Here is a 21,272-nt window from a genome sequence, read left to right on the forward strand (position 1 = left end):
TACAGATGGCAAACGGAATCTGTGAGTTTAAGGAGGTCTAGTCAATGCATCAGAAAAAAATGAATCTTTTCTTGCGCGTGCTGTTTATCATTCTTATCATAGCGATATCCGGTGCGGCGATCCTACAGATTTTCGCACCGGAATATATGGGAAGAAACTCTGCGTATGGAATTTCTACAGGATGGCAGAGAGAAATCGGCTTTTGGAATATTGCCGTTTTAGTCATATTGATTACGTCGTATAGGCACTACAATTGGACCTATCTAAAGTCTATTTTGCTGGCTCTTATTCTCGGCGGAATCGGTATCGGAAGCAATCATTTTGTCCATTATCTTAAGATGCATCAAATGGTAAATTTGATTGGCGCTGTGGAAAATTATCTTCTGGTTCTTGCCTGGATAATCGGATGGAAAATAGAAGAAAGGAGGCAGAATTTATGAGAATATGCATAGTGGGTCTTGGAGTCATAGGCACAACTTACGGCTATGTGTTCCAAAAAGCAGGGCATCAAGTCGAACATTTGCTGAGAGAAGAGAAAAAATCGAAGGCACAGGAAAGTCTAAATATCAGTTTATTAGATGGACGTTATAACAAAAAAGGAGAAGAAAAAGCAGATCAATACAAGGTGAATCTTACCAAGCCGAATACAGAGTATGATTTTATTATTTTGAGTGTGGCAAGCGGGAAAATAAAGGATGCGATAGCGACACTTTCACAGAACCATATTAGAGGAAGTCTGATTTTATTTTGTAACTTTTGGAACAGTCGGGAAGAGATTGATGAAATAGTGGGTGCTTATCCTTATATTATAGGTTTTCCTACCGCAGGCGGAAGGCTTTTGCAGAATAACTTGGACTGTGTTCTCTTTGACCATATTATGCTGGAAGGTGAGGGAAAAGCAGGGATTTCCAATTACAAAGCTTTAACAGCTCTTCTCGCTTCTGCAGATTTGAAAACGGAGATTCCTCACGACATGGTGGAATGGATATGGCTTCATATGGCCATCAATGCCGGTGTCACCTCTTCTGCGGCCCGGGAAGGGAAAATTGATCATCCGATGCAGCTTGCTCTTAATTTGATGAAGGATGCCCATGCATTGTCTATTACAGTAAAGGTAATAAGAGAAACGATTCAGGTGGTCAAGGCGAGAGGAGTAGACTTAAGCTTCTATAAAAATGAACTTCTCCCGTATAGAATTCCGTCTACCTTTGCCGGAATTTTTATGAAACGAATGTTCAAAACGAATGAACTCACCCGAAAAATCATGACTTTACATAGTGATGTAGGGGATATGCTATATGGGTGCAAATGTGTTTATGAGACCGGGAAGTTAAAGCATCTTGAGTTACCGGTGTTTTACTCTAATATGGATAAACTTTTTATAAGAGCTGACAGTCTACTGTTATGAGAACTGTAGTGGCTGTATATATAAAAATACCGGCTTTATTTTAGGATAAAGCCGATATTTCTATAATTATATTTTTATTGTTCTTTCACCAAAGTAGCCATCTTTTTTACAAGTAATAAAAATTCCAACTTACTTGTATCATTTTTGATATCGGGAATTGAATCAAGTAATGACACAACGCTGTCATAACTTGATTTGCCCTTAAACTCCGAATCACGAAGTAACATGCCGGTCTCTGCTACTGCAGCGGCGAACTTCATATTATCAGACATTTCTGCTTTTATGGCTTCGGTAGTAACAGGGTAGTTTAATCCTTTACTTGTTTCGGAATCAGGCTCTTTATATCTTACTGCAATATTTAAAAGGTCATTAGACTCTATAACAGCACTGCTTTGGTATTTTAAATCCGAGCCGATATCCATTGGAGAGTCTTTATCTACTATCTCATACAATACGGTTACTCTATGTCCTGAACCTATTTCACCGCCATCTTTGGTATCATCCTTAAAGTCCTCATCATCCATGATACGATTTTCGTAGCCTATCAGTCTGTAGCCCTTTATAAACTTAGGATTGAATTCCAATTGGAACTTTACATCCTTTGCTACAGTAAAGAAGTTTGCACCAAGCTCTTCTGAAAGTACTTTCTTTGCTTCAAATCTTGAATCGATATAAGAATAATTTCCGTTACCATTGTCAGCCAGTGCCTCCATCTTATTGTCCTTTATATTTTCTGTACCGAATCCAAGAACGGAAAGGAATACACCGCTTTCTTTTTCTTTCTTTATAAGTCTTGTAAGTTCTCCTTCACTTGTGATTCCGACATTCAGATCGCCGTCGGTGGCAAGTATAACTCTGTTATTTCCGTCTGCTTTAAAGTATTTTCCGGCAATTTCATAAGCTGTCTTTATACCTTCAGATCCTGCAGTACTTCCGCCCGCTTCCAAATCTTCTATAGCAGCCATTATTTCTTTTGAATCCGATCCCTTTGCACCTTCAAGTACAACCTGATCGCTTCCGGCATATGTAACTATTGAAACAGTATCATTTTCTTTTAACTGTTCGCAAAGAAGCAAGAATGCATTTTTAACAAGAGGCAATTTGTTGGGTTCATCCATAGATCCTGATACGTCTATAAGGAATACAAGATTTGAAGGTTTCTTTTCAAGTTCCTCCATACTTTTAGCCTGCATTCCTACCATCATCAGCCTGGTGTCGGGATTCCATGGACATGCGGAAATTTCAGTAGTTACCGAGAATGGCTCACCCTCATTTGGCTGCGGATAGTCATAGTGGAAATAATTGAGCATTTCCTCAATCCTTACTGCATCGGCCGGAGGCAATTCTCCCGAATTTATGAAACGCCTGATATTTGCATAAGACGCCGTGTCTACATCAGCTGCAAATGTGGAAAGTGGTGAAGTAGCTACAGCTTTGAAGTTACTTTCGTCAACAGCATTGTATTCCTCTGTATTATAATTTGCATCATAACTTACATAAGGAGTGGCATATTCAGCCACCTTTCCGGTGTCATAAACCGCACCTTCCGTTTTAGGCTGTGGGCTTGAACATCCGACAAGTAAGGCAAGGGTGCTGAGGGCAAATATCAACATACCTACACTTATCTTACAAAAACTTGATCTATTTTTCATATACTCATCCTCCTAATAAAACAATCAAGTGTAAAGCTTATAATAATAGTAACATTAAATACAATATAATAAATGTAGAAGAGCGTAAGTATTTATTAAAAATTTGGACATAATTTATTCATCAATCTGTGCATCACTTGATTTCCTGTAATGTCTGGGAGAAAGACCATAGGTTTTTTTAAAGGCGTCCTTAAAGTAGTTGCTGTCATTGAATCCGCAGCTGATTGCTATATCTGTTACAGTAAGTTTGGTGGTTGTAGCCGGAGTATATGATGTAAGCGTGGAAAAATGCATATTTGAAGGTACGGACAGAGGGCTTAGAATAAAGACTGGAAGAGGCAAAAGATACAAAACGATTTAACAAATGTTTTAATAGCAACAGCAAAGGATAAGGGCTTGAATGTATCAGCTCTTGCCGATATAGATGAGAAGTTCGGTTCACTTCCTGAGGGTGATCTCGGAAATATAATAGATCCGACCAATATACATGGTTGGTTACAGGATAAGATAGCCATTATTGAGAAGATAGAGGCATATTTGCCCATATTTAATTCTAGAGTTCAAATATTTATAATATTTGTTAAGCCGGCGTATTTAAATATCAATTATATTTTGTATTGTGGAGAAGAAAATTTTAATAATAGGTGATGAATTAAACCGGAAATATTTAGAAGGTTAAAAACAGATATAATAAAAACGCAAAATGCGATATAAAACATTAAAGTTGTGATATAATGCGATTATTACAACAATTAATAATGCCGTTAATAGGTATACATACAACAGTATAGTTGTTTAGAGGAGATGATGAGTTGAAATATTATAAAAAAATAAGACTTGCAAACAATATGCTTTGTATTATAAGAAATGCTACAATGGGCGACGCTAAGAGTGTGCTTGAGAATACAAAGATTATCCGTGAGGAAACAGACTTCCTCCTTTCTTATCCGGATGAAATAAATTTTAGTGTTGAGGAAAAAGAGAAATTCCTTGAAGATAAAGAAAACAGCTCCTGTGAGATACAAATTTGTGCGATTGTTGATGATAGAATTGTCGGTTTAGCCGGAATTTCTGCGGTTGGATCAAAAGACAAGGTAAAGCATCGTGCAGAGTTCGGGATAAGTATTGAAAAAGCATATCATGGGAAAGGTATAGGCACTGCATTAACACAGGCATGTATTGAATGTGCAAAAACTGCCGGCTATAGGCAATTGGAACTTGAGGTGGTTGCTGAAAATACAAATGCTATTGCACTTTATAAAAAATTCGGATTCACGGAAACCGGTCGTAATCCGAGAGGATTTTGTTCTCGTTATACCGGATGGCAAGAACTTATATCCATGTTATTGGTGTTGGATTAAATAACTGTAAAAAGAGGATGTCGCATGCGACATCCTCAAATTTATTATCTGCTCTGTGTCCAAACACCGCTTCCGTCTACATAGTAGCGGTTGTTGTCAACCCACTGGCTTGTAAGCATCTTACCGAGGTTGCTTCCGTCCTCTTTGCTGAGCCAGTACCACTTGCCTGAATAAGGGCTCTTAAGCCATCCGGTCATCATATAACCTCTGTTATCGAAGTAGTACCAGTTGCCGTTAATCTGCTGCCAGTTGTTTATAGTATAGCTTCTGTCGGCATTTATATACCACCAGCCTACATTGTCCTTTAACCAGGCACCTGTGCTGTTTGAGCTTGCACCGTTAGGACCTGCGTTACCGCCGTTATTGTTACTGCTTTGTCCACCGAGATTTGATAAGATATCGTCATCTACATCAAATTCATCAGACTCTGTCCAGTTACCCTTAGTGCCGTTGCTTGCAACTGCACGAATCTTTACAGTGTAGCTTCCCTTGCCGTTCTCACGGATTTTGCTGCGGAAATCATAGCTTGTACCGGATGTTGTTACATTATCTTTGATTGAATTGTTGCGGTACAGCTTTACTTCGTACTTGCTTGCATAGTCGGCCTTGTCCCAAGATATGATAGGGCTGTCATCGTCACCCCAGTTGATATCGCTTACTTCAAGTGCTCCGTTGTCACCTGCGCTTGTCTTTGGAAGTGTAACTGTTACAGACATGCTTGTTCCGCTTGCAGAAATCTTTGATATTGTAGCGCCCTTGCCTGTTTTATCGTTAAGACTGATATTGCCGTTTGGTGTACCCTTGAAAGTATAATCTTCGTCGGACTTTAACTTAAGTGTAACCTTCGGCTTCTTACCGTAGTCGGTATTTGTAATAGCTGCAACCTTTATATCATTGACACCTGTGCTGTCACTGTCAACATCAATATTTCCGGCATTCATATTAGGTGCCAAATCATAATCTATATTGATTTTGACATTCTGTACTACTGTTCTTGTGTTCTTTGCAAATGCCATGCTTGACATTCCAAGAATCATTGATGTTGTCAAAACAACTGACGCCATCTTCTTTAAACTTCCTTGAATCATACAATCCTCCATTCTGCAGGCTCTCCTGCAAGATAAATATTTTAATGTTATGATTATATTCTAAAGCATTTTTTGTAGAAAATATAGTCCCTTAGACTTAATTTTATCTTACTTAATTGTAACTAAAATTGAATATCTTCAGAAAATGCAGAATAAATTTTGAAGATTTACAGAATATTACTTACAGTAGGAACTTTTATCATAATTATCACAAGTATTAAATATAGAAGAGATTATACTTTATTTTATAAAAAATATATCAGTACTTGATTTACTTCTAAAAATAAGGTATAAATATAAAAGTAGTTAGGTAAGCCTAATTATAAAAATAAAATAACCTAATTCATTAGGAGGGGATAATATGTTTAAAAGGAATTTGAGTATACTTATTGCAGCCGCAGGAATGGCTTTATCACTTTGTGCATGTGCAGGAGGGAAAACTTCAGATACTCAGACTAGTGCACAAAATACAGAGTCTAAGTCAATGGAGGAAACATCAAAAGCAAGCAGTGATACCGTGAATAAGAAGAATGTGGTTGTTACAACTTCATTTTTACAGGATATGGTAGAACAACTTGCAGGTGATACTGTTAATGTAGAGCTTATAATACCTGCCGGAGAGGATCCGCATTTATATGTTGCAAAGCCTGAGGACTATACAAAACTTAGTTCTTCAGATCTTACACTTTATCATGGACTTCATTTTGAAGGTAAAATGGTGGAGGCACTTGAAGCTAAAGGTGAGGCTGTGAGCAGAAATTTTCCGAAAGATCGCATAGGGACAATGGATGAAGACGGACAAGTTATTACAGATCCGCATTTCTGGTTTGATATAGGACTTTATAAGATGGCTGTAGAAGCTGCAGGCGAATCACTTGAAAATTTGAATCCTGAATATAAGGATAAGTATGAAGAGAATAAGACAAAGTATTTGGAGGAACTTACAAAGCTTGATGAGTATGTAAAGGAGAATATTTCTTCAATACCTAAGGAGAGCAGATATTTGATTACACCTCATGATGCATTTAATTATTTCTCAAGAGCATATGACATAGAAGTAAAAGCACCTCAAGGTGTAAGCACCGAATCGGAGGTGGCAAATCAGGATATACAAGAAACTATAGATTTTATAGTGGAACATAAAATAAAAGCTATATTTGCAGAGTCCACAACAGATCCTGCACGTATGGAAAAGCTTAGAGAAGGTGCAGCTGCAAAGGGAGCGGATGTAAAGATCGTAAGCGGTGAAGGAAATGAGTTGTTTTCAGATTCTTTGGCACCAAAGGGTGAAGATGGCGATACATATATTGATATGTATAAGCATAATGTAAAACTTATTACCGACAATTTAAAATAGTACCTTTGAGGTTAGATATGGAAAAAGTATTGATACATTTGGAAGACTTTACAATGGCATATACAGATATTCCTGTAATATGGGATATGGATCTTGATATATATGAGGGAAGTATTACTGCAATAATAGGGCCAAACGGCGCCGGTAAATCCACATTAATGAAGGGAATACTGGGGCTTATGAAGCCTATTTCAGGTAAAGTAAGTATTATGGGTAAGTCTTACAAGGAGGTATATAAGCAGATTGCTTATATACCTCAGACCACCACGGTAAACTGGAATTTTCCCACCACGGTAATTGATGTGGTGACAATGGGAAGATATGCGGGACTTGGCTTATTTAAAAGAGTAAATGCTTCTGAAAAGGAAAAAGCTTTGGAAGCATTGAAAAAAATGAAAATGGAAGATTTTGCATCCAGACAGATTTCAGAACTTTCAGGGGGACAAAAACAAAGGGTATTCATAGCAAGGGCAATTGCTCAGAATGCCCTTATTTACTTTATGGATGAACCGCTTGCAGGAGTTGATAAGAAAACAGAGAATATAATTATAGAAACAATGAGGGAGTTTAAAAAAGAGGGAAAGACCATTATAGCGGTACACCATGATTTAAACACCCTATGCGAATATTTCGATCATGTAATTATGGTTAATAAGCAGCTTATAGCAAGCGGAAGGACTGAGGAAACCTTTGTGAAAGAGAATATAGATGCGACATATGGGGAGTAGGCTATGAATATAAGTATTATTACACAGTATTCGTTTATTGTGGTTGCGATAGGAACAATGCTGCTTGCCATGGCAACAGGTATAGTCGGAACTATAAGTATTTTAAAGGGGCAGAGTCTGATAGGTGATGCTGTAGGTCATGCATCACTTCCCGGAATAATTCTGGCATTTATGATATCCGGAAGAAAAAGTTCTCTTATTTTAATGCTCGGTGCAATAGTGGCAGGCATAGTCGCTTTTTTACTGATACAGATTATTTCGGAAGGCTCAAAGATAGAAGCGGACACCGCAATGGCTGTCATTTTATCTGCAATGTTCGGTATGGGTATGGTATTAAAAAGTTATATACAGGGTAATCCGAAATATCAGGGCGCTTCGCAGTCGGGGCTTGCAAGCTATATATTCGGACAGGCGGCATATATACTGAGAGAGGATGTATATATAATACTTACAGTATCGATTATATCTCTTGCCCTGTTTATACTGTTTTACAAAGAGATAAAGGTATATGTTTTTGATATGGTTTATGCGTATACAATAGGGATAAATTCAAGGCTTACCTCTCTTCTTATAATGATAATAACCATGATTTTGATTGCGGCAGGTCTAAAGGCGGTGGGTGCCATTCTTATAAGCAGTATGCTTATAACACCTGCGGTTACAGGTTTGCAATGGAGTAACAGTTATGAGAAAGTCTTAGTGATTGCGGCGGTAACAGGAGCCGTATCTGCCTTTTTAGGTACTTTTATAAGCAGTGCGGTGAAGGGATTTTCCACAGGACCAAGCATTATACTTATTATGTCTGTCATTGCTCTCTTTTCTGTATTGTTTGCACCGAGAGGTATTGTGAGAATGCTTTTAAATATTAGGAAGATGAGGGTAGGGAAATGATTGAATCTTTGTATATTCTTATAATAACCTCTCTTGCCTGTGCTGTTTTGGGAGTGTTTTTAGTGTTAAGAAGACTTTCAATGGTTTCCGATGCAATCTCACATTCCGTCCTTCTTGGAATAGTTATAGGATATTTTGTTACTAAAGATATAGGGAGTGTTTTATTAATAATAGGAGCAAGTCTTTTCGGTGTTTTAACGACTGTTTGTATAGAGTTACTGATAAAAAGTAAAAGAGTGACGGAAGATGCTTCTGTAGGTATAATTTTTCCGCTGTTTTTTTCGATAGCCGTTATACTTATTACAAGATATGCAAGAAATGTACATCTGGATACTGAGATGGTTTTGATTGGAGAAATTATACTGGCTCCGCTTCATAGAATAAATTTCCTTGGATTAAGCCTTCCAAAGGCTTTGGTACAGATGGTTTTTGTGCTTTTGATAAATACAGTATTTATAGCGGTCTTTTTTAGAAAACTGAAAATAAGTTCATTTGATCCTGTATATGCCGGAGTGGCCGGTATTGCAGGGGCAGGTCTTTATTATGTTTTTATGGCTTTGGTTTCATTTACTGCAGTTTCTGCGTTTGAGTCGGTAGGTGCGATACTTACAATATCCTTTTTTATTTCACCGGCTGCAAGTGCATATCTGATTTCAAAGGACCTTAAAATAACAATATTTTTGGCGGCTGTATATGCAGTAGTTAATTCTTGCATTGGTTATTTTCTTGCTGTAAAATTTAATGTATCCATGTCGGGAATGTGTGCTTTGGTTTCGGGTTTAACATTTATGATAACCATTGCAGTATATCCGGGTGGAATCATTACTAAGATGATAAGATATATTAAAAACAAAAATCGTTTCAGTAGAGAACTTTTGATTTTACATATAGATAATCATACAGGAAAGAAAAATGCTCTCGGTGAATTGGGATACAGTACAATTAGAGAGCATATTGCTTGGTCCGACAGAAAGCTCAAATATGTTTTGGACAAGTTGATAAAAAAAGGATATGTTTATCGTGCAAAAGAAAGAGGTGTATATTCCCTGACTGAAACGGGTAAAAAATTAAGTGATGATATAAGAAAACATTACGGACTCAGAGTAAGGGAAAATGATATGGCTAAGATAGACACCGGTAGAGATGATTATATTTCAGCAATTTATGAGCTTATTGAAAAAAAGGAAATTGCAACAAATAAAAAGATCTCGGAGATTTTGGGAGTAAAGGCTGCATCTGTAAGTGAGATGTTAAAAAAACTGGTAGAAGAGGGAGAAGTGTATACTGAGAACAAGTCGATTCTTTTGACGGAAACAGGTAAAATGAGGGCCAGAGCATTACTGACAAAGCATAGATTGTGGGAATTGTTTCTGGTGGAATATCTGGGTTATTCATGGCAGGATGTCCATGAGGATGCAAAGGCTTTGGAGTATGTCACTTCAAACGGACTAAAGGACAGACTGAATGAATTTCTAAATAAACCTATGCACTGCCCACACGGAAATGAAATATACGAAAATCATCCGGATACCGATAAATTAAAAAAACTTTCGGAGGTATCAAAGGGTATTTCATGTCGTCTTCATAAAGTTGAAGATGACAGGGATTTGATTGAATACCTGGAAGAAAAAAAGATTGCTTTAGGAGATGAATTTGTGGTAAAGGATATCGATGATTTTGACGATTCTGTACTTGTAAGCTCTGCAAGTGAAGATAAGCATATTGCGGGGAAAGCGGCAGTAAGGATGATGGTGGAAATTATTTGATATCGGTAACAGGTCGTATAAAAACGGAGCTGCAACTTTTGTCGCAGCTCTGTTAAAATTTTATAAAATATTTAAAGTATTAGTCTACCTTAGGTCCTGCAGCTACTAAAGCTTTGCCGGCCTCGTTTGTAGTATATTTCTGGAAGTTCTTTGCAAATCTTGAAGCAAGATCCTTTGCCTTGATTTCCCAATCATTAACATTTGCATATGTATCTCTCGGGTCAAGAATCTTTGAATCAACGCCCTCAAGCTCTGTAGGAACCTCAAAATCAAAGTATGGAATCTTCTTTGTAGGAGCGTTCTTTATAGCACCGCTTAGGATTCCGTCAATGATACCGCGAGTATCTTTGATAGAGATTCTCTTTCCTGTTCCGTTCCATCCTGTATTTACAAGATATGCCTTTGAACCGTTCTTTGTCATCTTCTTTACAAGTTCCTCTGCATACTTTGTAGGGTGAAGCTCAAGGAATGCCTGTCCGAAGCAAGCTGAGAATGTAGGTGTAGGCTCTGTAATACCACGCTCCGTACCTGCAAGCTTAGCAGTGAATCCGCTGAGGAAGTAGTACTGAGTCTGCTCAGGTGTAAGGATTGATACAGGAGGAAGTACTCCGAATGCATCAGCTGAAAGGAAGATTACATTCTCTGCAGCAGGTCCGTGTGATATAGGCTTAACGATATTATCGATATGGTCTATAGGATATGAAACTCTGGTGTTCTCTGTCTTGCTGCCGTCTTTAAAGTCTACCTTGCCGTTCTCATCAAGAGTAACATTCTCTAAAAGAGCGTCTCTTCTGATAGCGTTGTAGATATCAGGCTCTGACTCCTTGTCAAGGTTTATAACCTTTGCATAGCAACCGCCCTCGTAGTTGAATACACCGTTATCATCCCAACCGTGCTCATCGTCACCGATAAGAAGTCTCTTAGGGTCTGTTGAAAGAGTTGTCTTTCCTGTTCCTGAAAGTCCGAAGAATATAGCTGTATGCTCACCGTTCTTGTCTGTGTTTGCAGAGCAGTGCATTGAAGCGATACCCTTAAGAGGGAGATAGTAGTTCATCATTGAGAACATACCCTTCTTCATCTCGCCGCCGTACCATGTGTTGAGGATAACCTGCTCACGGCTTGTGATGTTGAAAGCAACGGCTGTCTCGGAGTTAAGTCCAAGCTCTTTGTAGTTTGCTACCTTTGCCTTTGAAGCATTGTATACAACAAAGTCAGGCTTGAAGTTCTCAAGTTCTTCCTTACTTGGCTTGATAAACATATTTGTAACGAAATGTGCCTGCCAAGCAACTTCCACAATGAAACGAACCGCCATTCTTGTATCTTTGTTTGCTCCGCAGAAGGCATCTACCACATAAAGTTTCTTGTTTGAAAGCTCATTCTTTGCAAGGTCTTTTAAAACAGCCCAAGAATCCTCTGAAAGCGGATGGTTGTCATTTGCATAATCTGCTGATGTCCACCAAACTGTATCTTTTGAATTCTCATCCATAACTATAAATTTATCTTTAGGTGAACGACCTGTATAGATACCTGTTAATACGTTAACGGCACCAAGCTCACTAACCTGTCCTTTTTCATAGCCTGATAATGCAGAATCTGTCTCAGCTGCAAATAATTCATCATAAGATGGATTGTGTACTATCTCTGTAGTGCCTGTGATGCCATACTGAGTTAAATCAATATTTGCCATAATAATCCTCTTTTCTATAATTTTGATATTACAATGTTTAAAATCATCAACATTGAGATCATCTGCTTAGAGCAATGCCAAGCAATATCTTTTAATAAAGCTATGCACTCTTTAAAGTACAATTGACCTTATTAGAATATACATAACAATCCGCAAAAAAGCAATAATATTTTGAAGTTTGTTAAAAAAATGCTTATTAGATTTTTGCCATCTGTGAGACGGCATTCTCTCTTACCAAAATCTTAAAATGCTCTTTATAATAGTCGTCGCTGAAAGAAGTGGCGGAAAGTTTGTTGCCGTACTCGGACAGAATATTTGCGGCTGCTGAAAAATCCTTTTTATTGTCATTCTTTTTTAGGACCAAAATAAATTTATTATTGGTTTCATCCTTATATAAAGTGTTTTCGCCGGAGTAGCTTCCTACAGCCTTTGCGGCTGTGATAAATTCATCCAGACTGTCAAATGAGAATGCTCTTAAATAAGATTCGCTCACAGCGTTTAGAGAGTTTGGCGAATCGTTTAATTCAATAGCGCCTTCAAGCAGGTTGTCAAGTCTTATATCAAGCGTGGAAAGTATGTCATCCGATATGGCAGGTGCAAACTTTGCAAATCTGGTATCCAGTTCATCAGGGTCGTCAACCTTTGTAATATATATGACAATGTTTTCTCCGGACATCGGAACCGCTTCTATCATAAGAGGAGTGTCGTCAGTATCAAATCCCACTTCATAAGAAGCTTTATGTAACATCTCTCGAAACAGTGCCTTTGCGTTGTCGCTTCCGTATGCCAGCTCCAGTACATTTAAATTTCTGTTTTGTAAATCAACACTTGACAGTGTGCATCTTATCTGATTGGTACTAATCCTTTCAATTCTCAAGGTATCACCTCCTTTAGATGTAATTATATTTTAATACATTTAGCAATTATGTAAAGTATAATAAATGCCTACCGGATATCGGTAGGCACAAAAAAAGCAGGTGATGGGAATCGAACCCACGTATTCAGCTTGGAAGGCTGATGTTCTACCATTGAACCACACCTGCAAAAAATTACATTGCAATAGTATCAAAAATTTATAGAGTTGTCAACAAAAAATAAAGTTAAAAATGTACTTATTTTCGTACATTCGTTCTATCTAAATAATTTTTAGAAAATTGAAAATAAAGTTAGATACCTATTGAAAAGCCTAATGAAAAATGATACTATAAAGGTACATTATTATGTTTTTGTTATTAAAACTGCATAATTCAGAGAGGAGATTTACAATGCTACTAATTGGTAATGGAAGGGTAGTTACTGGAAATCAGGAACAGCCATTGATTGAGGATGGGTCTGTAGTACTGGATGGCAACACAGTTTTAGAGGTTGGAAACTACCGTGATTTGAAAGCAAAGTATGCTGATGCAACTTTTGTGGATGCAAAGGGCGGGCTCATAATGCCGGCATTCATAAACACACATGAGCATATTTACTCAGCTATGGCAAGAGGCCTTAGCATCAACGGTTACAACCCGCATGGATTTTTGGAGATCTTGGACGGCTTATGGTGGACCATAGACAGAAACTTAGACAACGAGCTCACATATCTGTCTGCTATGACCACTTACATTGATTGTATCAAGAACGGTGTTACAACTATTTTCGATCATCATGCAAGCTTCGGAGAGATCGAAGGAAGTCTTTTCGCTATAGAAAAGGCTGCAAGACAGACAGGAGTCAGAAGTTGTCTTTGCTACGAGATATCCGATCGTGACGGTGAAGATAAGATGAAGGCGGCTGTTAAAGAGAATGTTGATTTTGCAAACTATGTGAAAAAAGATGACAGCGATATGATTGCCGCTATGATGGGAATGCATGCAAGCTTTACCATTTCAGACAAGTCAATGGAATACGCTATGTCAAGAAAACCGGAAGATATCGGTTGCCATATTCATGTTGCAGAGGGTATTGAGGATTTGCACTCATGCTTAAAGGAGCACAGCCAGAGAATAGTTGACAGACTCTATGACTGGAAAGTACTTGGTAACAAGTCATTGCTTGCTCACTGCATCTATGTTAATCCGCATGAGATGGATTTGATTAAGTATACAGATACCTGTGTAGTACACAACCCTGAGTCAAATATGGGTAATGCCTGCGGATGCCCTCCTACAATGGAGCTTGTTCACAAGGGTATAGTATGTGGACTCGGAAGTGACGGATATACACATGACATTACAGAGTCATGGAAGGTTGCAAATGTGCTTCATAAGCATCATTTATGCGATCCTAATGCAGCTTGGGGCGAAGTTCCGAAGATGCTTTTTGAGTACAATGCAAATATTGCAAATAGATACTTTAAGAAGCCTCTCGGAGTGTTAAAGCCGGGTGCTGCAGCCGATGTTATCGTTGTTGATTATACACCAAATACACCTATGACCGCTTCAAACATCAACAGTCATCTGTTGTTCGGAGTATGCGGAAAGGATGTAAGAACTACAATTGCAAACGGAAATATCTTGATGAAAGATAGAGAGCTTCTTAACATTGATGAGAAAGAAGTACTTGCTAAGGTTAGAGAAGGCGCAAAGAGACTTGCAGATAAGATCAATGGAAGGAGCAACGCATAATGGGCGATATAATGACACCTATTCCTTTTGACAGGATAATGGACAGACTTTTTGATGAGATGGCAAAAGAGGGGTCTTGCTTTGGAGTAAAGAAAGCATATAAGGCCGATAAGAATAAATTTTACACGATTTTCGGAAGAAAATTGGAGACACAGATAGGTCCTGCAGCAGGTCCTCATACACAGCTTGCTCAGAATATCATTGCAGGATATTATGCAGGTGCAAGATTTTTCGAGCTTAAGACAGTTCAGAAGATGGACGGTAGAGAGCTTGCGGCTTGTGTGGCTAAGCCATGTATTACAGCCGAAGATGAGTGCTACAACTGCGAGTGGTCAACAGAGCTTACAGTTCAGGAGGCTTTTGATGAGTATATCAAGGGTTGGTTTGCACTTAAGGTTATATCAAAAGAGTGGGGCCTTGGCGGCAGCGACGGTTTCCAGTTCAACATTTCTGTAGGATATGATCTTGAGGGTATCAAGCTTCCTAAGGTTGACAATTTCATCAACGGAATGATGGACGCTTCCAAAACACCTATATACAAAGAGTGTAAGGAATATCTTGAGAAAAATCTCGGTAAGTTTGAGCACTTTACAAAGGCCGATCTTGATGCTATCACTCCGGATATTGTAAATTCCGTAACAGTATCTACATTGCACGGATGTCCTCCACAGGAGATTGAGGCTATCGCATCATATCTTATTACAGAGAAGGGATTGAACACATTTGTAAAATGTAACCCTACACTTTTAGGATATGAAGTTGCAAGAGAGATGCTTGACAGCATGGGATATGACTACATCGCGTTTACAGATCTTCACTTTAAAGAGGATTTACAGTACTCGGATGCAGTTCCTATGTTAGAGAGACTTATGGCACTCGCTTCTTCAAAGAACCTTGAGTTCGGTGTTAAGATTACAAATACATTCCCGGTTGATGTAAAGAACAACGAACTTCCATCACAGGAAATGTATATGTCAGGAAAGTCACTTTATCCGCTTTCAATGTTGGTTGCAAGAAATCTTTCAAGAAGCTTTAACGGCAAGCTTAGAATTGCATACTCAGGCGGTTGTGATTACTTCAATATAGATAAGGTTATAGACAGCGGAATCTGGCCTGTAACAGTGGCAACCACTATCCTTAAGCCGGGCGGATATCAGAGATTTATTGAGATGTCAGAAAAGCTTGAAAAGCCTGAGATTAAGGCTTGGTCAGGAATTGATGTAGAGGCTCTTGAGAAGCTTGTTTCAGAGGTTAGAACCGACAAGCATCACGTTAAGCCTGTTAAGCCGCTTCCTAACAGAAAGGCCGATAAGAAGGTTCCATACCTTGATTGCTATATGGCACCATGTGTAAACAGATGTCCTATAAATCAGGATATTACAACTTACGGAATCCTTGTTAATGAAGGAAAGTATGAGGACGCTCTTAATGTTATACTTGAGAAGAACCCTCTTCCGTTCATGACAGGTCATATCTGTACACATACCTGTCAGAGTGCTTGTACAAGAAATCACTATGAGACAGATGTACAGATCAGAAGAAACAAGCTTATTGCCGCACAAAACGCCTTTGAAAGTGTTGTACCTACATTAAAGAGTGCAGATAAGAAAGATTTGAAGGTTGCTGTAGTAGGTGGCGGTCCTGCAGGTATCGCGGCTGCATTCTTCCTTGCAAGAGAAGGTGTGGATGTTACCGTATTTGACGAGAGAGATACTATGGGTGGTGTTGTTGCAAACATCATTCCGGGATTCAGAATTCCTGCGGACGATATACAGAGAGACGTGGAGCTTGCAAAGGCTTACGGAGCAAAGTTTGTTACAAACAAGAGAATTGATGATATAAATGCACTCAGAGCTGAAGGCTTTGATAAGGTTATCCTTGCAATCGGTGCACATAAGGAACTTCCGCTTGAGCTTAGCGAAGGAAAGGCAATCAATGCACTTCATTTCTTAGAGGACTTCAAGAAGTCTGAAGGAAAGATGGAGCTTGGCGAGAATGTTATCGTTGTAGGTGGTGGAAACACAGCTATGGACGTTGCAAGAGCGGCTAAGAGAGTTCCGGGTGTTAAGAATGTATACCTTGCATACAGAAGAAATGCAAGATATATGCCTGCCGATGAGGAAGAACTTCACGAGGCAATTGAGGACGGTGTAGAGTTCGTTACACTTGTTTCTCCAAAATCATTTAAGGGCGGAAAACTTGTATGTGCTAAGAACGTACTTGGTGAGCCTGATGCAAGCGGTAGAAGAGGTGTTAAGGAGACAGATGAACTTGTTGAATTACCATGTGATACACTTATCGCATCTATCGGTGAGAGTGTAAGAGGTGACTTCTACACAAGCAACGGCATTGAGATTGACAAGAAGAACCTTCCGGTACTCGATCCTGTTACTCTTGAGACAAGTGTTAAGGGAGTATATGCTGCAGGTGACGGCGCTAAGGGTGCATCTGTTATCGTAAAGGCTATTGCCGACAGTAAGAAGGTTTGTGAGGCTATCGTAAATCACGCAATCGGTGAGCTTAAGATTTCCGATACTACAGACGAGAAGGTTTACGACTACAGAGGAACTTTAGAGGAGCCTGTAGAGAAGAAAGCTGACGACAGATGCTTGGCTTGTGACTATATATGTGAGAATTGTACAGAAGTTTGTCCAAACAGAGCTAACGTATATGTGAATGTAAAGGGTAAACATCAGATAGTTCATGTGGATTATATGTGCAACGAGTGCGGTAACTGTGAGACATTCTGTCCATACGCTTCTGCACCGTATAAGGATAAGCTTACATTGTTTGCAAGTGAAGCGGATATGCTTGACTCAAAGAATGACGGCTTTGTAATCACAAGAGGATGCAAGGATGTTAAGGTAAGAATAGACGGTCAGGAACTTGTATATAGAATAGGTGAGTCAAATGATAAGTTGAACTACAGATATGCTGAGCTTATCGACACAATCTATAACGAGTATGATTACTTACTTCTAAAATAAAATAATTTTTACAGATATGCCACCCTAAAAAGTGGCATATTTACTTTTAAGGAGAACATATGAAGAAAGTATTTATAGAAGGTGGAACTATTGTAAATTCAAAGGAAAGTTTTGTGGGAAATATACTTATTGAAGGTGAAAAGATCAAGAAAGTATTAAAGCCTGATGATTTTATAGAGCTTGACGATGATACAAAAGTAGTGGATGCAGGCGGAAAGCTGGTATTTCCGGGATTTATAGATGCACATACACATTTTGACCTTCATGTTGCAGGCACTGTTACCTGTGATGATTTCTATTCAGGCACAAAAGCAGCGATAAGCGGCGGTACCACAACCATCATCGACTTCGGTACACAGTACAAGGGAGAAACTCTTAACGAAGGCATGGACAATTGGCTTGAGAAGGCTAAAGACGGAGTATTCTGTGACTACGGAATACATATGTCAATCAGTGACTGGAACGAAGAGGCTAAGCGCCAGTGTCAGGATATGATGGACAGAGGAGTGACCACTTTTAAGATTTACCTTACATATGATATTCTCCTAAAGGATGATGAGGCTTTTGAGGTAATACAAAGACTGAAAGAAGTGGGTGCAATCACAGGAGTTCACTGTGAGAATGCCGGACTTATCTTTGCACTTCAGCAGGAGTTTGTAGAAGCCGGATTACAAAAAAAGGTTTCATCACATTATAAGACCAGACCGGCTGCTGCCGAGGCGGAGGCTATAGGCAGAATCCTTCATCTTGCAGAGGTGGCAGGCAGTGATATAATTGATGTGCATCTTACCTGTAAGGAAGGCCTTGACGAGATAAGAGCCGCCAGAAAAAGAGGTCAGAAGGTATATGCCGAGACCTGTCCGCAGTATCTTACTATGACCAACAGTCTGTATGAGTTACCAGGATTTGAAGGAGCTAAGTATGTTATAGCGCCACCACTTAGAGAACAGTCCGATATTGATGAGCTTTGGAAGGCTATTGCAGACGGAGAAATTCAAACTGTAGCAACAGATCACTGTTCTTTCACATATGAGCAAAAGAAACTTGGAATGGAAGATTTCAGAAAGATTCCGGGAGGAATGCCGGGAGTTGAGACCAGAGGTATTGTAATGTACTCGGAAGGTGTTACCAAGGACAGAATAAGTTTGGAGAAGATGTGTGAAGTACTTTGTGAAAACCCTGCAAAACTCTACGGACTTTATGACAGAAAGGGATTCATAGAGGAAGGCTTTGATGCCGATATTGTTATACTTGACCCTAAGGCACAGACTAAGATTACTGCCGCTACTCAGGTTTCAAAATGTGACTATGCTCCTCTTGAGGGTAAGGTACTTAACGGACATATCGATAAAGTGTTCTTAAGGGGCAGTGAAATAGTTGACAATGCAAAAATTAAGGATACTCCTGAGGGCAAGTTCCTTGAGAGAAAGCCGTATAAGAAGTTTTTATAGGATAAAATCAAACCGAAGTGTTTGTCTTTTATACAGATTTATAAAAAGCACATGATTTAAGACAATAAGAGTTCCATCCATTTATCGAAATATTAAATAAATGAATGGAACTTTTATGATTTATATAGTATAATGCTTTGGTATAAACAAATTTTAAATGTATAGTTACAGCTTGGTAATATATAAACTTTACATAGAAGGGGAAATATGCGACTTATTGATACAAAAGATGCCGTAGGGCATATGCTCTGTCATGATATAACACAGATTGTAAAGGGAGAAAAAAAGGGACCTGTATTCAGAAAGGGTCATATAATACAGCCTGAGGATGTGGAAGTACTGCTTTCGGTAGGTAAGGACCATATCTATATCTGGGAAGTAAATGAAAATATGCTGCATGAAAATGATGCTGCACTGATGCTTTATGATATGTGTAAGAACGACCATCTTACAAGAGATCCTGATATAAAAGAGGGCAAGGTGGAACTTATTGCGGAATGTGACGGTCTTTTAAAGATAGATAAGGAAAGAATAAATAAGCTCAATTCACTTGGCGAGATGATGATTGCAAGCATACATGACAACTTTCCTGTGAAGAAGGGACAACATCTTGCAGGTATGAGAGTTATACCTCTTATAATAGAAAAAGAAAAAATGGAAAAGGCAAAGGAAGTTGTGGGAGATAAGCCTCTCTTTGAACTTTTACCATACAAACAAATGAAAGTCGGAATAGTGACTACAGGTAATGAAGTTTACTATGGTAGAATCAAGGATACCTTTACACCGGTGGTTATGGACAAGGTAAAGGCTTTCGGTGCAGAGATTATAGCACATGAGATAAGCAGTGACGATGTGGAGATGGAAATTGAGTGTATCAAAAAGGTCATGGCTGCCGGAGCGGATATTGTACTTTGTACAGGAGGAATGAGTGTGGACCCTGATGATAAGACGCCTTACGCTATAGGGCAGAATGCAAGTAGGGTTATTACTTACGGTGCACCTGTACTTCCGGGAGCCATGTTTATGCTTGCCTACGGCGGTGAGAATGAGAATATTACATTTATGGGGCTTCCGGGCTGTGTAATGTATGAAAAGAGAACAATATTTGATCTTGTACTGCCGAGGATTATGGCCGGAGAAAAGGTGGAAAAATCAGACATCGACAGCTTAGGTGTAGGCGGATATTGTATGCACTGTCCGGTGTGTATCTTTCCGAATTGTGCATTCGGTGTGTCATAAATAAAAGGAGCAAAAATATGGACAAGGAATTATATAAAATAATAGACGAATCAAAGAAAAAGGGCTTAAGAACATTTGTATTTACATCATTAGGCGATAAAGACTACGGCAGCAAGGCGGTTTTACGAGAAGGTGAACTTGTTTGGATAAGCCCGGATACAAGTTTTTTTAAAGATAATTTTGATGAAATAAAGAATATAACAAAGGCCGGTATAACGGAAATAGCAGGTAACAGAGTATATGTGGAGCATATATGTAATGTAAGCAAGATAGTAATCTGTGGAGCCGGACATACAAGTATCGCACTGATAAAGATGGGTCAGATGATCGGATGTGAGATGATCGTTATAGAAGACAGAGAAGAGTTTGCAGCCAAGGCAAAAGATGAGGGTGCCGACAGAGTTTATTGTGAGGATTTTTCATCAGCACTGAAAAAATTTGACTCGGACTATGACACCTATTTTGTAGTGGTAACAAGAGGGCATCAGTGGGATAAGGAATGTATCAGAGAGATTCTAAAAAAGCCTTATGCCTATGTAGGACTTATGGGTGCAAAAAGAAGAGTCGGTTTCGTACTTGATGCAATTAGAAGTGAGGGATATCCTGAGGAGAAGATTGAGGAAATCTATACTCCGATAGGACTTGATATAAAGTCTGAGACTCCGGCGGAAATCGCCATCTCCATACTTGCAGAGATAATATCGGTAAAAAATTCAAAGACCAGGAATGTGGGCTATGTTGAAGGAATGCTTGAAAAGATCAAAGAGAGCAATGAGAGAATGGTTATGGCAACTATCGTAGATAAAAAGGGCTCGGCACCGAGAGGAGTCGGAGCAAAGGCACTGTTTTTAAGAGACGGAAGCTTTATCGGAACTATCGGTGGCGGAAAAGCCGAACATGATATTATGGTTAAGGTGGATGAGGTATTAAAAAGCGATGAAGATATAAAGCCTTATCTGTTACATGTCAATCTTACAGACAGTGAAGCAAGTTTGGAAGGCATGGTCTGTGGAGGAAGAATAGAAGTACTTATAGAACCGGTTTAGAT

The 21,272-nt window shown here is 38.9% G+C and carries 18 protein-coding genes and 1 tRNA gene; 13 read left to right on the forward strand and 6 right to left on the reverse strand.

All coding sequences use genetic code 11. The features are described 5' to 3' along the window. The first annotated feature begins 44 nt into the window (after positions 1-44). Both EHW90_RS02380 and EHW90_RS02385 read left to right on the forward strand, forming a co-directional pair. Positions 45-440, forward strand: a complete 396-nt coding sequence (locus tag EHW90_RS02380) for a hypothetical protein (RefSeq protein ID WP_124950948.1) — start codon at positions 45-47, stop codon at positions 438-440. After that, entirely contained in the window at positions 437-1,408 is a 972-nt protein-coding gene (locus EHW90_RS02385; protein WP_124952619.1) for a ketopantoate reductase family protein, read from the forward strand. The genes EHW90_RS02380 and EHW90_RS02385 overlap by 4 nt, the downstream gene beginning before the upstream one ends. A 74-nt stretch (positions 1,409-1,482) precedes the next feature. On the opposite strand, the gene EHW90_RS02390 is transcribed toward EHW90_RS02385, so the two are convergent. Together EHW90_RS02390 and EHW90_RS02395 are read right to left on the reverse strand one after the other, a co-directional pair. After that, positions 1,483-3,060 carry a vWA domain-containing protein gene (locus tag EHW90_RS02390; RefSeq protein ID WP_124950950.1) on the reverse strand — a complete coding sequence of 526 codons (1,578 nt, stop codon included), beginning with the start codon at positions 3,058-3,060 and terminating at the stop codon, positions 1,483-1,485. A 114-nt stretch (positions 3,061-3,174) separates the two neighbouring features. Next, complete coding sequence (locus EHW90_RS02395) at positions 3,175-3,354, reverse strand: helix-turn-helix domain-containing protein (RefSeq protein WP_243113891.1); 180 nt, start codon at positions 3,352-3,354, stop codon at positions 3,175-3,177. Between the two features lie 102 nt (positions 3,355-3,456). On the opposite strand from EHW90_RS02395, the gene EHW90_RS13415 reads away from it, so the two are divergent. Next, positions 3,457-3,708, forward strand: a complete 252-nt coding sequence (locus EHW90_RS13415) for a hypothetical protein (protein ID WP_243113892.1) — start codon at positions 3,457-3,459, stop codon at positions 3,706-3,708. Positions 3,709-3,872: 164 nt separating this feature from the next. Further along, on the forward strand, positions 3,873-4,421 hold the full coding sequence (locus tag EHW90_RS02405) for a GNAT family N-acetyltransferase (protein ID WP_124950952.1): 549 nt from the start codon (positions 3,873-3,875) through the stop codon (positions 4,419-4,421). Positions 4,422-4,465: 44 nt separating this feature from the next. On the opposite strand, the gene EHW90_RS02410 is transcribed toward EHW90_RS02405, so the two are convergent. After that, a complete protein-coding gene (locus EHW90_RS02410) occupies positions 4,466-5,509 on the reverse strand; it encodes a cell wall-binding protein (RefSeq protein ID WP_124950954.1) in 1,044 nt (347 codons plus the stop codon). A 361-nt stretch (positions 5,510-5,870) separates the two neighbouring features. On the opposite strand from EHW90_RS02410, the gene EHW90_RS02415 reads away from it, so the two are divergent. The 4 genes from EHW90_RS02415 to EHW90_RS02430 are packed head-to-tail and all read left to right on the forward strand — an operon-like array spanning position 5,871 to position 10,251. Continuing rightward, positions 5,871-6,866 carry a metal ABC transporter solute-binding protein, Zn/Mn family gene (locus EHW90_RS02415; RefSeq protein WP_124950956.1) on the forward strand — a complete coding sequence of 332 codons (996 nt, stop codon included), beginning with the start codon at positions 5,871-5,873 and terminating at the stop codon, positions 6,864-6,866. Positions 6,867-6,883: 17 nt separating this feature from the next. Further along, a complete protein-coding gene (locus EHW90_RS02420; RefSeq protein ID WP_007596019.1) occupies positions 6,884-7,594 on the forward strand; it encodes a metal ABC transporter ATP-binding protein in 711 nt (236 codons plus the stop codon). Positions 7,595-7,597: 3 nt separating this feature from the next. After that, entirely contained in the window at positions 7,598-8,485 is an 888-nt protein-coding gene (locus EHW90_RS02425; RefSeq protein ID WP_124950958.1) for a metal ABC transporter permease, read from the forward strand. Next, entirely contained in the window at positions 8,482-10,251 is a 1,770-nt protein-coding gene (locus EHW90_RS02430) for a metal ABC transporter permease (RefSeq protein WP_124950960.1), read from the forward strand. The genes EHW90_RS02425 and EHW90_RS02430 overlap by 4 nt, the downstream gene beginning before the upstream one ends. A 79-nt stretch (positions 10,252-10,330) precedes the next feature. Here EHW90_RS02430 and pckA read toward each other — a convergent pair whose 3' ends face one another. The 3 genes from pckA to EHW90_RS02445 all read right to left on the reverse strand — a co-directional run bounded on the left by pckA (position 10,331) and on the right by EHW90_RS02445 (position 12,981). Further along, the gene (gene pckA, locus EHW90_RS02435; RefSeq protein ID WP_124950962.1) at positions 10,331-11,938 is read right to left on the reverse strand and encodes a phosphoenolpyruvate carboxykinase (ATP); all 1,608 of its coding nucleotides are present in this window, start codon (positions 11,936-11,938) and stop codon (positions 10,331-10,333) included. A 196-nt stretch (positions 11,939-12,134) separates the two neighbouring features. Continuing rightward, a complete protein-coding gene (locus tag EHW90_RS02440) occupies positions 12,135-12,815 on the reverse strand; it encodes an adaptor protein MecA (protein ID WP_124950964.1) in 681 nt (226 codons plus the stop codon). A 95-nt stretch (positions 12,816-12,910) separates the two neighbouring features. Continuing rightward, a tRNA-Gly gene (locus tag EHW90_RS02445) sits at positions 12,911-12,981 on the reverse strand. A 222-nt stretch (positions 12,982-13,203) separates the two neighbouring features. Between EHW90_RS02445 and ssnA the strand changes: the two genes are divergently transcribed. The 5 genes from ssnA (at position 13,204) to EHW90_RS02470 (ending at position 21,270) form a co-directional block, all read left to right on the forward strand. Further along, positions 13,204-14,547, forward strand: a complete 1,344-nt coding sequence (gene ssnA / locus EHW90_RS02450; protein ID WP_124950966.1) for a putative aminohydrolase SsnA — start codon at positions 13,204-13,206, stop codon at positions 14,545-14,547. Beyond that, entirely contained in the window at positions 14,547-17,534 is a 2,988-nt protein-coding gene (gene ygfK / locus EHW90_RS02455; RefSeq protein ID WP_124950968.1) for a putative selenate reductase subunit YgfK, read from the forward strand. The genes ssnA and ygfK overlap by 1 nt, the downstream gene beginning before the upstream one ends. 59 nt (positions 17,535-17,593) lie before the next feature. Continuing rightward, positions 17,594-18,985: a dihydropyrimidinase gene (hydA, locus tag EHW90_RS02460; RefSeq protein ID WP_124950971.1), complete on the forward strand. Its 1,392-nt coding sequence runs from the start codon at positions 17,594-17,596 to the stop codon at positions 18,983-18,985. Between the two features lie 207 nt (positions 18,986-19,192). Continuing rightward, positions 19,193-20,224, forward strand: coding sequence for a molybdopterin-binding protein (locus EHW90_RS02465; RefSeq protein WP_124950973.1), 1,032 nt, complete (start codon positions 19,193-19,195; stop codon positions 20,222-20,224). Between the two features lie 17 nt (positions 20,225-20,241). Next, complete coding sequence (locus EHW90_RS02470) at positions 20,242-21,270, forward strand: XdhC family protein (protein ID WP_124950975.1); 1,029 nt, start codon at positions 20,242-20,244, stop codon at positions 21,268-21,270. The last annotated feature ends 2 nt before the right edge of the window (positions 21,271-21,272 follow it).

This window comes from Lachnoanaerobaculum orale, from assembly GCF_003862485.1.
GTDB lineage: Bacteria > Bacillota > Clostridia > Lachnospirales > Lachnospiraceae > Lachnoanaerobaculum > Lachnoanaerobaculum orale.